The sequence below is a fragment of the Flavobacterium sp. genome, assembly GCF_041911335.1.
Taxonomy (GTDB): Bacteria; Bacteroidota; Bacteroidia; order Flavobacteriales; family Flavobacteriaceae; genus Flavobacterium.
Genome location: NZ_JAYRPD010000045.1, coordinates 54,779 through 69,819 on the forward strand (window position 1 = coordinate 54,779; position 15,041 = coordinate 69,819).

The window sequence follows — 15,041 nt, forward strand, 5'->3', positions numbered from 1 at the left end:
CAATAATTTATCCAACACTTCCTTCTAACGAAATTTCCAATAATTTTTGCGCTTCCACAGCAAATTCCATTGGTAATTTGTTCAATACTTCTTTGCTGAATCCGTTTACGATTAAAGCGATGGCTTTTTCGGTTGGGATTCCGCGTTGGTTGCAATAGAACACTTGGTCTTCTCCAATTTTTGAAGTCGTAGCTTCATGTTCAATTTTTGCCGAAGAATTTTTACTTTCGATATATGGAAAAGTGTGTGCGCCACAATTATTTCCCATTAAAAGCGAATCACATTGTGAGAAGTTACGAGCATTTTCTGCTCTTGCTCCTATTTGCACTAATCCTCTATAACTGTTTTGTGATTTTCCTGCTGAAATTCCTTTAGAAATAATGGTCGATTTGGTGTTTTTTCCCAAATGAATCATTTTCGTTCCTGTATCCGCTTGTTGGAAATTATTAGTAACCGCAATCGAATAAAACTCTCCGATTGAATTATCGCCTTTTAATACACATGATGGATATTTCCAAGTTACGGCTGAACCTGTTTCTACTTGGGTCCAAGAAATTTTTGCGTTTTTCTCGCACAAACCTCTTTTAGTTACAAAGTTATAAACCCCGCCTTTTCCTTCTTTATTTCCTGGATACCAGTTTTGAACGGTTGAATATTTGATTTCGGCTCCGTCCATTGCAATTAATTCTACAACGGCAGCGTGTAATTGATTTTCATCACGACTTGGAGCGGTACATCCTTCTAAATAAGACACGTAACTCTCTTCATCAGCAACCAACAATGTTCTTTCAAACTGACCAGTTCCTCCTTGATTGATGCGGAAATACGTTGATAATTCCATTGGACAACGAACGCCTTTTGGAATGTAACAGAAACTTCCATCTGAAAAAACTGCCGAATTTAAAGCTGCATAAAAATTATCTTTCATTGGAACAACTGTGCCAATGTATTTTCTAACTAATTCTGGATGTTCTTTGATAGCTTCGGAAATACTCATGAAAATAATTCCTTTTTCAGCCAATGTTTTCTTGAAAGTCGTTGCCACAGAAACCGAATCTACCACGATATCAATCGCTACGTTATTCATTTTCTTCTGTTCGTCAACCGAAATTCCTAACTTTTTGTACATCGCCAAAAGTTCAGGATCAACATCTTCTAATTTTTTATTCGGATCCGCTTTTTTGGGTGCCGAATAATACGAAATTGCTTGAAAATCGGGTTTTTCGTAATGTACGTTGGCCCATTCTGGTTCTTCCATTTCTTGCCAAGCACGAAAAGCTTCCAAACGCCATTCGGTCATCCATTCTGGCTCTTCTTTTTTCTTGGAAATAGCACGAACAATATCTTCATTTAACCCAATAGGAAACGTTTCAGAGTCTAATTCGGTATAAAATCCGTATTCGTATTCTTTATTTTCTAATTCGACTTTTAAGTCGTCTTCTGTGTATTTACTCATATGTTTTGATTTATAGAGAGAAACTCTCTCCACATCCACAAGTTCTTTGTGCATTTGGATTGTTAAAAACAAATCCTTTTCCGTTCAAACCACCTGAAAACTCTAATACAGTTCCCGCCAAGTAAAGAAAACTCTTCTTTTCAACAGCGATTCTTACATTATTATCTTCAAATATTTTATCGTTTTCTCCTATTTCTTTGTCAAATTTTAAATCATAAGACAAACCCGAGCAACCACCACTTTTTACGCCTACTCGCACGTAATCTTTGGCTGCATCAAAACCATCTTCTTGCATCATAGCGATGATTTTTTTACTTGCTGTATCTGATACTTTAATCATTTTCTTATTTTGATTTTGTCTAAATTAACTGCAAAGATAAGCCATAAATTGCTTTTTACAAGAATTGCTAACATTTTTATAACTTATAGATTCATAGTTTCTGTTTATAGTATTTTTTGTAATTTGGCTGAAAATTGTTTGAACTATGAAATTACATCCTATTGAAGCTGGAAATTTTAAATTAGACGGTGGTGCTATGTTTGGTGTGGTACCCAAAACCATTTGGAATAAAACCAATCCAGCCGATGAAAATAATCTTATTGATATCGCAGCTAGATGCTTGTTAATTGAAGACGGAAACCGATTAACTTTAATTGATACCGGAATGGGAAACAAACAATCGGAAAAATTCTTTGGTTATTATTCGCTTTGGGGCGACCATTCTCTAGATAAATCGTTGAAAAATGCTGGTTTTCATCGCGATGATATTACCGATGTTTTCATGACGCATTTGCATTTTGACCATTGTGGTGGAAGTGTCAATTGGAACAAAGATAAAACCGGTTACGAAGTCGCATTTAAAAATGCCAAATTTTGGACAAATGAAAATCACTGGAAATGGGCAACAGAGCCGAATGCTCGTGAAAAAGCCTCTTTCTTACACGAGAATTTATTTCCAATGCAAGAAAGTGGACAATTGCATTTTATTAATAGACCTGATAGTGATTTTGGGTTTTCAAGTGAATTAGGTTTTGACATCTTTTACGCTGATGGTCATACCGAAAAACAAATGTTACCGCACATCAACTACAACGGAAAAACCATTGTTTTTTGTGCAGATTTATTAGCAACCGCAGGGCATATTCCAATTCCGTATGTGATGGGTTATGACACTAGACCTTTGTTGACATTAGACGAAAAGACAAAGTTCATGAACGCAGCAGCAGATAATAACTATTATTTATTTTTAGAACACGATGCACACAATGAAATTATTACGGTAGAGCGAACCGAAAAAGGGGTGCGTTTGAAAGAAGTTTTCAAATGTGAAGACATTCTAAAATAATGTTAAAAAGAAATATTATTGTAACAAATACAAATCACTTCAGTCCAATAACTGAAAATTAATTAATTGAAAACATGAAGAGAATTTTTAGACCGCTTTATTTAAGTTTGGCTTTTGCGTTTACATTAGCAAGTTGTGGCCCTCAAAAAATGGTTTCAACTCCGGTTGAAAATATTGATAATTTACCTTTAAAAACAACTCCTGTTGCTGAAAATGACTTAAAAAGATGGAGTCATCTTGATTTAGTTAAAGACACGCTTCCTGGAATGAGTGTTGATAAAGCTTACACTGAATTATTAAAAGGCAAAAAAGGACAAAAAGTTATCGTTGGAATCGTAGATTCGGGTGTAGATATCAACCACGAAGATTTAAAAGCGGTAATTTGGACCAATCCAAAAGAAATTGCTGGAAACGGAATTGACGATGACAAAAACGGTTACATTGATGATATGCACGGATGGAATTTCTTAGGAAATGCTGTTCACGAACAATTAGAAATGACACGTATCGTTAAAAAAGGTCCTGGAACTCCAGATTATGATAAAGCGAAAGCTAAATTAGAAGAAGAATTAAAAGGGTTAACCCCTCAAAAACAGCAATTAGATTTTATTGTAAATGCTGAAAAACAACTAGCTACTTACTTCAAGAAAAGTAATTTTACGTTAGAAGAGGTTAAAGCAATTCCAGCAACTGAAACATCTTTGGCTCAAGCTAAAGCAATGTTTACACAAATTTTATCTTCAACTCCAAAAGCAGAATTTGACGCTCAGATTGAAGAGTTTAAAGACTACGTTTATGGTCAAATGAACTATAATTTAAATGTAGAATATGATGGTCGTTCAATTGTTGGTGATAATCCAAACGATATAAAAGACACTAAATACGGAAACAATAACGTAGTGGGTCCAGAGCCAAAAGAAGCAAAACACGGAACACACGTTGCTGGAATTGTAGCTCAAGTTAGAGGCAACAATAAAGGTGGTGATGGTGTTACAAATAACGCTCAAATTATGGCAGTTAGAGCTGTTCCAAATGGTGATGAATATGATAAAGATATCGCTTTAGGAATTCGTTATGCAGTAGATAATGGTGCAAAAGTAATCAACGGATCTTTTGGAAAATATTTTTCTCAAAACAAAGAATGGGTTATCGATGCTATCAAATACGCGGAATCTAAAGATGTTTTAGTGGTTATTGCTGCTGGTAACGAATCGTATGATTTAGATGTTACAAACAAATATCCAAACGATACTTACGATGGAAGCCCAGAATATGCTAAAAATGTATTGATTATTGGTGCACTTTCTCCAGCTTACGGAAGTAAAATGGTGGCTAGTTTTTCAAACTATGGAAAAAACAACGTAGATATTTTTGCTCCTGGAGATAAAATTTATGCTACTACTCCATTAAATACTTACGAATATTTACAAGGAACTTCAATGGCGTCTCCAAACGTGGCTGGTGTGGCAACATTAATTCGTTCTTACTATCCAAACTTAACTGCGGTTCAAGTAAAACAAATTATCATGGAAAGTGGAACACCTTTAAAAAATCAAGTGATAATTGGAGAAGACAAACACAAAGCTAATTTTGCTGACGCTTCAAAATCAGGTAGAATTGTAAACGCTTACAACGCTTTACTTTTGGCTGAAAAAATGTCAAAAAAATAAAAATTTCACTATTTAAGTAAAACCAAAACCTACAGGTTGTCAAATTCTTGTAGGTTTTTCTTTTAAAAATTGATTATGAAAAAATTACTTCTTTTACTTACTTCTTGTATTGGTTTCGCACAAAACAATCCAAATCCAGGGTATTGGCAACAACATGTTGACTATAAAATGGAGGTGAATATGGATGTGAAAAAATTCCAATACAAAGGAAAACAGGAAATTGTGTACACAAATAATTCACCTGACACCTTACACAAAGTTTTCTATCATTTATACAACAACGCCTTTCAACCTGGAAGCGAAATGGATGCGCGACTTCAATCGATTTCCGATCCGGATAAGCGAATGGTAAAAACATTCAAAAAAGAAGGAAAAGATGTAAAAGAAAGTAAAATTAGCACCCTAAAGCCAAATGAAATTGGATATTTAAACATCGCTAATTTCAAACAAGATGGCTTAACTGCGGCTACAAAAGTAGTAGGAACTATTTTAGAAGTAACACTAGCAAAACCTATTTTACCAAAACAAAAAACTACGCTTTCCTTAGATTTTGATGGACAAGTGCCATTACAAATTCGTCGCTCTGGAAGATTGTCTGAAGAAGGCGTTGCTTTATCGATGACACAATGGTATCCAAAATTATGCGAATATGATTTCGAAGGATGGCACGCTAACCCTTACATTGCTAGAGAATTTCACGGTGTTTGGGGTAATTTTGATGTGAAAATCACGATTGATAAAAACTACACCATTGGTGGAACAGGATATTTACAAAACAAAAACGAAATCGGTCACGGTTATCAAGATGCAGGTGTAAATGTGGTTTATCCAAAGAAAACTAAAAACTTAACTTGGCATTTTTACGCGCCAAATGTGCATGATTTTGCTTGGGGAGCAGACAATGAGTTTATTCATGACATGATTTTAGGTCCAAATAATGTGGAATTACATTTCTTGTACAAAAACAAGAAAGACATTATTGAAAACTGGAAAAAATTACAACCTAAAACAGCAGAATTATTAGCGTTTTTCAATGAAAACGTTGGCCCTTATCCATACAAGCAATACTCTGTAATTCAAGGTGGCGATGGTGGAATGGAATATGGAATGTGTACTTTAATAACAGGAAATAGAGCTTTTGGAAGTTTAGTAGGTGTAACCGCTCACGAAATGGCACATTCTTGGTTTCAATTTGTTTTAGCAACTAATGAATCCAAACATTGCTGGATGGATGAAGGATTTACATCATACATTTCTAACTTAGCGATGAACAAAATTTTGCCTCCTAAAAAACCTGAAGTTCCACATGAAGATGCATACAACAATTACATTTATTTAGCAAAATCAGGCAAAGAGCAACCACTTTCTACTCATGCTGACCGTTATGACATCAACATGGCATACGGAATTTCAGCTTATAGCAAAGGAGAAGTGTTTTTGGCGCAATTGGGTTATGTCATAGGTCAAGAAAACCTCAACAAAACCATCAAACGTTACTACAACGAATATAAATTCACGCACCCAACTCCAAACGACATCAAACGCGTGGCTGAAAAAGTTTCAGGTGCTAATTTAGATTGGTATTTAAACGAGTGGGCACAAACTACAAATACGATTGATTACAGCATCAAAGAAGTTTCCGATGCCAATGCAGCCAATACAAAAGTGGTTTTTGAAAGAAAAGGAAGAATGCCAATGCCTTTAGATGTGATGGTAGAATATACCGATGGAACCAAAGAATTTTTCTACATTCCAAATACCTTAATGCGTTGGGAAAAACCAAATCCATATGCAGGAATTAAAGGAAATGTGTTAAAAGGATGGGATTGGGCATATCCAACTTTTACTTTTGAAATTGCAAAACCAAAAGATAAAATTAAATCTATCACTATAGATCCTGAAAACTTAATGGCAGATGTAAACAAACAAGACAATGTTTTTGTAAAAAAATAGAAATTATAAGCCGGCTTTTGATAGTCGGCTTTTTTTATACCTTTGCTTCATGAAATTCACTTATCCCAAACACGAAAAATTAAAAAGCAAAACTACGATTGACCTTTTATTCTCAGAAGGAAAATCAGTTTCGAAATATCCGTTGCGTTTGGTTTATGTTGAAAACACAGAACCTAATGCGGAACTGATTAAAATGGGAGTTTCTGTTTCTAAAAAATACTTCAAAAAAGCAGTAGATCGCAATTATTTCAAACGAGTATTGCGTGAAACCTATCGTTTAAACAAGCATCTTTTGATTGATCATTTAGAAAAGCCACATGCTTTTATGTTTTTTTATCAGAGCAAAGAGCGAATTTCTTATCAAGAAATTGAAGAGAAAACCATCCAACTTTTTCAAAAATTCAACGAAAGGCAGAAGTAAATTGCACTTTTGGTTTAATTTTTGCTCAAGATTCTTTACTTTCGTAAACTGGTATAATTCAAGACTTCAACATGAAAAAATATTTCAAAGGAAAAATAATCATTCCTGTTCTGGCAGCGGGTTTTTTATTTGTGGGCGTTAGTTTCAAGAACGACTTTTTTGAAATTGCCAAACAAATTGAAATCTTCACCGGACTTTTTAAAACCGTTAACCAAAATTACGTGGATGAAACCAATCCAGGCGAAATGATGGATAACGCCATTAAAAACATGTTGAAAGAATTAGATCCGTACACGGTTTTCTTTAACGAACAAGATGTTTTAAAATTCAAAATCAACAATACGGGCGAATATACTGGCATTGGCGCTATGGTGCAACGCAAAGAAGGAAAAGTGTTTTTAAAGGAAATTTACAAAGGATTTCCAGCCGATAAAGCAGGTTTAAAAGCTGGTGATGAAGTAATTCAAATTGGTGACATAAATTTAAAAGAATACAAAGAAGACGCATCACAATTGTTTCGTGGTGCAAAAAACACAAAGGTTGAAATTCAATATATTCGTCAAGGAAAAACGCAAAATGCAACGATTATTTTAGACGATGTTGAAATAAAAGCCGTTCCGTTTTTCTCGCTTTTAAAAGACAATACGGGTTATATCGTTTTAACGAAATTTACTGAAAAAGCGAGCTTTGAAACCAAAGCAGCATTGTTAGAACTTAAAAAACAAGGCGCTACCAAAATCATTTTAGATTTAAGAGGAAATCCAGGTGGTTTATTACACGAAGCGGTAAACATTTGCAATCTTTTTGTCCCGAAAAACGAATTGATTGTAACCACAAAATCGAAAAATCCAAAACACAATTTAGAATATCGCACGAAAAACGAACCTATCGATTTAGAAATACCGATTGCGGTTATTGTGGATGGAAAAAGTGCTTCAGCTTCTGAAATTGTTGCAGGTGCGATTCAAGATTTGGATAGAGGAGTGATTTTAGGAACCAGAAGTTTTGGAAAAGGATTGGTACAACGTCCGTTAGATTTGTCTTACGGAACGCAAGTAAAAGTTACGATTTCAAGATATTACACCCCTTCGGGAAGATGTATTCAAGCTTTGGATTATTCGAAAAAAGACGCAAACGGAAAAGCTGTCAAAAAATCTCAAGACGAATTCAATGCTTTTAAAACCAAAGCAGGAAGAACCGTTTATGATGGTGGCGGTGTTTTACCAGACATCGAAATCGAAGAAACTAAATCAGCAACAATAACGGAGGCTGTTGTTAAATCGGATGGTATTTTCAACTTTGCAACACAATGGTATTTTAAAAACCCAACTGTTTCAGGAATTCCAACGATAACCGACACAGATTATGCTACTTTTAAAGCTTTTTTAAAGCAAGAGAAAATCACTTTAGACACCGAAACCAACAAAGCGCTTAAAAACGTGCTTGAAACGGCTAAAAAAGAAAAAATGGACACTCAAATTGCTGCAGAATACAAACAATTGGAGTTGGCCATAGAACGAAATCAAGAATTAGAATTGGACAAGAATAAAAATCAAATCAAAAAACTAATCCAAGAAGAATTAATAACACGTTACCAATACCGCGAAGGATTGTATCAATTTTATACCAAAGAAAATTTAGAAATTGAAAAAGCCATTGCTTTATTAAACAATCAAAACCAATACAAATCGATATTAAAAAAATAAGATGACACGTTTATTTTCCCTACTTTTTTTGCTTTTTTCATTAGTAACCTTTGCTCAAGAAGACGAGGAAGTACACTCAATATTCTTTGAATTTGACAAATACAACTTAAAAGAAGAGCAAGCGAATGCCGTGGTAGCTTTCGTAAGCAAAATTGACACTTCTCGTATCGAATCCGTTCAAATTTTTGGCTATTGCGATGATCGTGGAAAAGATGCTTACAATTATACTTTGTCTACCAACCGAGCAAATACAGTAAAAAACAAGTTGATTGAAAGAGGCATTAAAAGTAAAATTATCATTACGCTTGAAGGAAAAGGTAGAATTATGCTTGATGAAGATATGCAAACCAATGTTCCAGAAGCGCGTTCCAAAAACCGAAGAGTAGACGTGGTTGTCAATTTTAAACCAATCGTAATTGAAGATTTCAAAATTCCTGGTGTTTATAGTACGATTAAAAAAGATAGAATTATAGGTGATAGAATTTATTTAGACCACGTTTTATTTGAAAGAGGCAGTAGCCAATTAACCTACAAAGCCAAGAAAGAATTAGACCGAATTGCCTTAGAATTACACAAATACAAAAACATTCATTTCGAAATTCAAGGGCATGTTTGTTGCACGCCAACGTTCCAAAAAGAAGCTATTGATCGTGACACCAAAAAACGTGAGTTATCTACCAATCGTGCCAAAAGAGTATATAATTACTTTTTAATGAAACGCATCAGTAAAACCCGTATGTCATATAAAGGATATGGCAATACGCAATCCTTAAAAAAAGGTAGTACTTTAGACCGAAGAGTAGAGCTTTTGATTACTAAAAATGATGTTCCTGTAGAGCAACCGAAGAAGTAGTTATTTTTTCATCTGAATATGCGGAATATCGTCTTCTAAGTACATTTCGCTCGTTTGAATAAATCCGTGCGATTCGTAGAATTTTTTCAGATATTCTTGAGCAGAAATGGTAATCGCTGTTTCGTTGAAATTTTCTTTTATCGCTTCAATAGAAACACGCATTAAATCGTGTCCGAATTTCTTATCGCGGTATTTTGGGCTTACCACAACTCTTCCTATCGAAGTTTCCTCAAAATAATATCCTTTGTTGAACAAACGGGAATATGCAGCCAAATCTCCGTTATAATACCCTAAAACGTGAAGTGCTTTCTCGTCTTTTCCATCAACATCTTGATAAACGCAATTTTGCTCCACTACAAACACTTCTGAGCGAAGTTGAAGCAAACAATATAGTTCAGCTGTAGAAAGTTCGTTAAATCGCTTTATTTTGAATGTTATCATTGGGTAACAAGGAAAAAGAAAAAGGGTAAAAGGTCATGATATTGGTTTTAACCCAACACCCTTAACCTTGTACCCTTCGTCTAGAATTATTTTAAAAACTTAACTGATTGAATAATCGCTTCCAATTCAAAAACCAGATCACGTTTCGATTTTGACGGATTATAAGTGAATCCTTCCAAAATTAAATAGCGATTGTTTTTTTGATCTTTAATAGCATAATTAACAAAAGGTCCCGCCATGAAATCGTTTTTCAACTCCCAAGTTCCTTTGGTTAAATAGGTTTTTTTACCTGCAACTGTAACGTCAAACAAATAAGGAGCATAAGCTGCTTCCGTAATCATCCAAGTATTGGGTAATGTACCGTGAATATTTGCTTGTCCAATTTCATCTCGCATTACAGTAATATTGGCAATGATATTGTTATCTTTTTCTACTTTTTCAATTGGAACTTGATAAATTAAAATACTGTTATAACCTGATTTAAATTCTTTTCGTAACCAAATAAAATTGTCTTTGACCATATCGTATTTATAACCAAAACCAATTTGCAAGCTAACACCAAACATTTTCTGAACTTGAGCATCTGAAACCAATGATTTTTTCATTCGAATTTGATTCTCAGTAACCTCAGCAGCTTTAATAGTTTTAATAATTTCGGCTGATTTTTCTTCTAGAACATTTAATACATCTTCCGTATCTGTACCAGAAATAAAGAAAATATTTTGTGGTTTTGCGAATTTATTGGTGTTCGAAGAAAATCCGGCTTCTTTCCCTTTTTTTACAACAATAATATTGCGGCTCTTACGAACGAATCCTTCAAAAACTTTTGTTGGATATTGATTTAAAGTAAACAACGGCTCTTCTTGCGGTAAACCATCTACTGGAGCAGCAAATTTTTTACGAATACTATCTCCAATTTCTCCATTCCACAAATTGTCATCAATGATAATCGAAACATTATTGATTTTTCCATTGGACTCAGAAAGTATGGCTTGGGTTTCTTCTTTAGAAGTTTCTTTACAAGACAAAAACGATAGGGCAACAAACGTTAGAACAGCTAATTTTTTCATGGTGTAGATTACATTTTATCCGTTAATTTTTAATTTCATTCCAGGTTGTATATTATCACCGCTAATATCGTTCCATTTTTTAATATCATCAATGGAAACGCCTGGAAACTGTTTTGAAATCGAGAATAACGAATCACCGCTTTTAACCGTATAAGTTCCGTCGTTATTGGACTTAGACTCGGTTTTAGCAATTATTTTTTTGTCGGAATAAATTTTTAATTTTTTTCCTGCCTGAATATTATTTCCTTTTATATTGTTCCATTTTTTAAGTTCGGAAATAGAAACATTGTATTTATCAGCAATCTTACCTAAACTTTCACCGCTTTTAATGGTGTGAAACTGTGTTTTTCGTTCAAATTTAGGCTTGTTTACAACCGTTGAAGTCGAATCTATACCAGAAGCTATTGAATCTTTTGATGTTGAAGCAATAAATTCAGTTTTTGTTTTTTCTTTATACGTTTCCAGATAATTCAAATACGCGTAAATTTTCTCCTCATTCGAAACAAAAACTCCCATTTTATTTTTCGGTAAACGTAAATAATGAGGTTCATCTGCCACAAAAGGGATCACTTTTAATTTGTAAATCGGATTTAAAAATTCTAATTGTTCTTCTGAAATATCCAATAATTCAGCAATATGTTTGAACGACATTTGCTTTTTCACCATAATTGTATCGGTTTCGAAATACGTTAAGGGTGCTTTTTTAGGTTGTATTCCGTGTTCTTTCTTGAATTCGTAAATGTAAAAAGTCGCTAAAAATGCTGGAACGTAATTCGCAGTTTCTTTTGGTAAGTTTTTACGAATGTTCCAATAATTTTGGCTTCCGCCCGAACGACGAATTGCTTTTGAAACGTTTCCAGGTCCGCAGTTATAAGCTGCTAAAACCATACTCCAATCACCAAAAATTCCGTACAAACTTGATAAATATTGGCAAGCAGCTTCGGTAGCTTTTAACGGATCATAACGTTCATCTACATATGAAGACACTTCCAAATTATACTGTTTTCCTGTTGGATACATAAATTGCCACAAACCTGAAGCGCCAACACGAGATTTCGCTCTAGGATTTAAAGCTGATTCTACTATAGCCAAATATTTCAATTCTAACGGAATGTTATATTTTGCTAAATGCTCTTCAAACATTGGGAAATAATATTCTGAAATCGCCATTAAACGCTCAAATGCCTTTGGACGATTCTTTAAAAAGGCTTTAATCGTATTTTCTAATGCTGGATGATATTCAATATTAAAAGGCGATTTAGCATCCATTTTTGCTAAACGTTTCTTTAATAAATCGGTTGAAAGATTGTAGCTAACTTCTGTATCGATATCGAAATTTTCAATGTCGTTATACATGTCATTTGACAACTCAAAATTGGCTAATTCCGACAACCATCTTTCATCTATACAATTACTTGTGCTGTGATTTACAAACGTTGTTTTCAATGAATCCAAGTAGGACATTTTAGGCAACGGTAGTAAACTTTCTTTTTCCACTGATTCCTGCGCAAAGCTAAAAAGTGACAGAAAAAGGGATGTTATTATAATTGTTTTTTTCATTCTGTTTTTTGTTTTTTTGGGGCATGTTAATCATTAATAACTTAATAACAAACGTTTTATTGTATTATTAATCTAAAATAGCTGCAATTCCAGGTAAGGTTCTGCCTTCCAGCATTTCTAACATCGCTCCACCGCCGGTAGAAACGTAACTCATCTTTGGTTCTAATCCAAATTGTTTTACAGCTGCAACGCTATCGCCACCACCTACAAGTGAAAAAGCACCATTTGCAGTTGATTCTGCAATATATTCTCCTAACGATATCGTTCCGTTAGCAAAACTTTCCATTTCAAAAACTCCTAATGGACCATTCCAAAGAATTGTTTTTGAATCTAATATAATGCGTTTGATAATTTCTAATGATTTTGGACCAGCATCCAATCCTTGCCAACCGTCTGGAATGTTTTTCACATCAACCACTTGCGTATTAGCATCGTTTGAAAACGCATCAGCAGCAATAACATCAACCGGTAAGTGAATTTGAACTCCTTTTTCTTTGGCTTGTTTTAAAATTTCGATAGCCAATTCTAATTTATCGTCTTCACAAATTGAATTTCCGATTTTTCCGCCCAAAGCTTTAATGAACGTAAACGTCATTCCGCCACCAATAATCATGTGGTTTACTTTGTCTAAAATATTTTCAATCACAGTGATTTTTGAAGAAACTTTACTTCCTCCTAAAATTGCAACCACTGGTTTTTCAGAATTTTTTAATACTTTTTCGATACTCTCAATTTCTTTAGCTAACAAATAACCGAAGCATTTTGCATCTTGAAAAAATTGCGCAATAATTGTAGTTGAAGCATGTGCTCTGTGAGCTGTTCCAAAAGCATCGTTCACATAAATATCACCTAAAGAAGCTAATTTTTTTGAGAAATCCACATCTCCTTTTTCTTCTTCGGCGTAAAAACGTAAGTTTTCTAATAATAAAATTTCGCCCGGTTGAAGATTTTTTGCTGCATTTTCAGCAATTTCTCCAATACAATCAGAAGCAAAATGTACTTTTTGACCTAAAATTTCTTCCGTTTTTGAAACAATGTGTTGTAACGAATATTTCGCTTCAACACCTTTTGGTCTTCCTAAGTGACTCATTAAAATTACACTTCCGCCATCTTTCAATATTTTGTCAATTGTTGGCTTTGCTGCCTCGATTCTTGTAGCATCGGTAACCTTGAAATTTTCATCTAAAGGCACGTTAAAATCTACTCGGATAATTGCTTTTTTGTTATTGAAATTGAAGTCGTTAAGTGTTTTCATTTGTATCGAATTTTAATTTGAACGAATGCAAATATAAATTATTGTATTTTAAATCTTTATAACAAATATCATATTTTGCATTTTTTTAAATTCTTCTAAAACCAACTTTTTGATTTCTTTTCTACCAATTTTGGTAATTTTTGATTAGGTTTGTTCCATGCTTTTCAAAGATATTTTAGGACAGGAACATATTAAAAATCACTTAACTAAGAGTGCCGAAGCCGGAAGAATTCCGCACGCTCAGTTGTTTGTAGGACCCGAAGGTTGTGGTACACTTCCGATGGCGATTGCCTATGCACAATATATTTTGTGTGGCAATGTTGGTGGAGAAAATGTAGGAGAAAACACCACTTGTAACCTAAAATTTGAGCATTTTTCACATCCCGATTTGCATTTTGTTTTTCCGGTGGCTACAAATGATAGCGTTAAAAGTCATGCGGTTAGTGATAATTTTATGGTCGAGTGGCGCCAATTTTTAACTGAAAATCCTTATGGAAGTTTGTTTGATTGGTTGAAAAACCTCGGAATTCAAAACAAGCAAGGTTTAATTGGTGTTGATGAAGCAACTGAAATCAATAAAAAGCTATCGTTAAAAGCTTACGAAGGCGGTTATAAAGTCATGATTATTTGGATGGCGGATAAAATGAATAGTTCGGCTGCCAATAAATTATTGAAATTATTAGAAGAACCGCCAGCTAAAACCGTTTTTATTTTAATTACCGAAAGCACCAGCGATATGTTGCAAACGATTCTTTCGCGCTGTCAAGTAATTGATTTTATTGGTTTGAGCGAAAGTGTAATTGCAGAAGCTTTGGTTTCACGTGAAAATTGTGAGCCAACAGTTGCTAAAAAAATTGCACATCAAAGCGAAGGAAATTATAATAAAGCCTTGCATATTTTACGAAAAGAAGACGATGAATTTCCGTTTGACGAATGGTTTGTGGAATGGGTGAGAAGTGCTTTTCGTGCCAAAGGAAATGCCGCCGCTATTAACGATTTAATTGCTTGGAGCGAAAACATTGCATCTACTGGAAGAGAAACACAAAAGCAATTTTTACACTATTGCATTCACTTTTTCAGACAAGCTTTACTGCTTAATTATCAAGCGAATGACTTGGTTTTCTTAGAAACAAAAGTACCAAAATTTGAATTGGAAAAATTTGCTCCGTTTGTAAATGGTGCCAATATTTCAGATATTTACAAAGAATTAGAAGATGCTATTTACCACATTGAAAGAAATGGAAATAGCAAAATCATACTAACCGATTTATCTATAAAACTAACACGATTAATCCATAAAAACGCATAAT

At 34.1% G+C, this 15,041-nt stretch carries 13 protein-coding genes; 7 read left to right on the top strand and 6 right to left on the bottom strand.

Features of this window, described 5'->3' with window-relative positions:
• Positions 1–7: 7 nt before the first annotated feature.
• Both sufB and ACE3PD_RS07235 read right to left on the bottom strand, forming a co-directional pair.
• Positions 8–1,456 (bottom strand): Fe-S cluster assembly protein SufB, encoded by a 1,449-nt coding sequence (sufB, locus tag ACE3PD_RS07230; protein ID WP_374400993.1) that lies wholly within the window; start codon positions 1,454–1,456, stop codon positions 8–10.
• Between the two features lie 10 nt (positions 1,457–1,466).
• The gene (locus ACE3PD_RS07235; RefSeq protein WP_374400995.1) at positions 1,467–1,796 is read right to left on the bottom strand and encodes a HesB/IscA family protein; all 330 of its coding nucleotides are present in this window, start codon (positions 1,794–1,796) and stop codon (positions 1,467–1,469) included.
• Positions 1,797–1,941: 145 nt separating this feature from the next.
• Here ACE3PD_RS07235 and ACE3PD_RS07240 point away from each other — a divergent pair, with 145 nt between their 5' ends.
• From ACE3PD_RS07240 to ACE3PD_RS07265, 6 genes are all read left to right on the top strand, one after another.
• Positions 1,942–2,802 (top strand): MBL fold metallo-hydrolase, encoded by an 861-nt coding sequence (locus ACE3PD_RS07240; RefSeq protein WP_374400997.1) that lies wholly within the window; start codon positions 1,942–1,944, stop codon positions 2,800–2,802.
• 74 nt (positions 2,803–2,876) lie between these two features.
• Entirely contained in the window at positions 2,877–4,472 is a 1,596-nt protein-coding gene (locus ACE3PD_RS07245) for a S8 family peptidase (RefSeq protein WP_374400999.1), read from the top strand.
• A gap of 75 nt (positions 4,473–4,547) precedes the next feature.
• Positions 4,548–6,425, top strand: coding sequence for a M1 family metallopeptidase (locus ACE3PD_RS07250; protein WP_374401001.1), 1,878 nt, complete (start codon positions 4,548–4,550; stop codon positions 6,423–6,425).
• Between the two features lie 49 nt (positions 6,426–6,474).
• Complete coding sequence (gene rnpA / locus ACE3PD_RS07255; protein WP_374401003.1) at positions 6,475–6,846, top strand: ribonuclease P protein component; 372 nt, start codon at positions 6,475–6,477, stop codon at positions 6,844–6,846.
• Positions 6,847–6,917: 71 nt separating this feature from the next.
• On the top strand, positions 6,918–8,552 hold the full coding sequence (locus ACE3PD_RS07260) for a S41 family peptidase (RefSeq protein WP_374401005.1): 1,635 nt from the start codon (positions 6,918–6,920) through the stop codon (positions 8,550–8,552).
• A 1-nt stretch (position 8,553) separates the two neighbouring features.
• Positions 8,554–9,405, top strand: coding sequence for an OmpA family protein (locus ACE3PD_RS07265; RefSeq protein ID WP_374401007.1), 852 nt, complete (start codon positions 8,554–8,556; stop codon positions 9,403–9,405).
• Here the strand turns inward: ACE3PD_RS07265 and ACE3PD_RS07270 are convergent, their stop codons facing one another.
• The 4 genes from ACE3PD_RS07270 to pgk all read right to left on the bottom strand — a co-directional run bounded on the left by ACE3PD_RS07270 (position 9,406) and on the right by pgk (position 13,731).
• Positions 9,406–9,846, bottom strand: a complete 441-nt coding sequence (locus tag ACE3PD_RS07270; protein WP_291264171.1) for a GNAT family N-acetyltransferase — start codon at positions 9,844–9,846, stop codon at positions 9,406–9,408. It lies immediately after the preceding gene.
• Positions 9,847–9,932: 86 nt separating this feature from the next.
• Positions 9,933–10,916, bottom strand: a complete 984-nt coding sequence (locus ACE3PD_RS07275; RefSeq protein ID WP_374401009.1) for a DUF4837 family protein — start codon at positions 10,914–10,916, stop codon at positions 9,933–9,935.
• Positions 10,917–10,931: 15 nt separating this feature from the next.
• Positions 10,932–12,476, bottom strand: coding sequence for a LysM peptidoglycan-binding domain-containing protein (locus ACE3PD_RS07280; protein ID WP_374401011.1), 1,545 nt, complete (start codon positions 12,474–12,476; stop codon positions 10,932–10,934).
• Positions 12,477–12,543: 67 nt separating this feature from the next.
• A complete protein-coding gene (gene pgk, locus ACE3PD_RS07285; RefSeq protein ID WP_374401013.1) occupies positions 12,544–13,731 on the bottom strand; it encodes a phosphoglycerate kinase in 1,188 nt (395 codons plus the stop codon).
• Between the two features lie 157 nt (positions 13,732–13,888).
• Between pgk and ACE3PD_RS07290 the strand changes: the two genes are divergently transcribed.
• Positions 13,889–15,040, top strand: a complete 1,152-nt coding sequence (locus tag ACE3PD_RS07290; RefSeq protein ID WP_374401015.1) for an ATP-binding protein — start codon at positions 13,889–13,891, stop codon at positions 15,038–15,040.
• Position 15,041 lies beyond the last annotated feature (1 nt).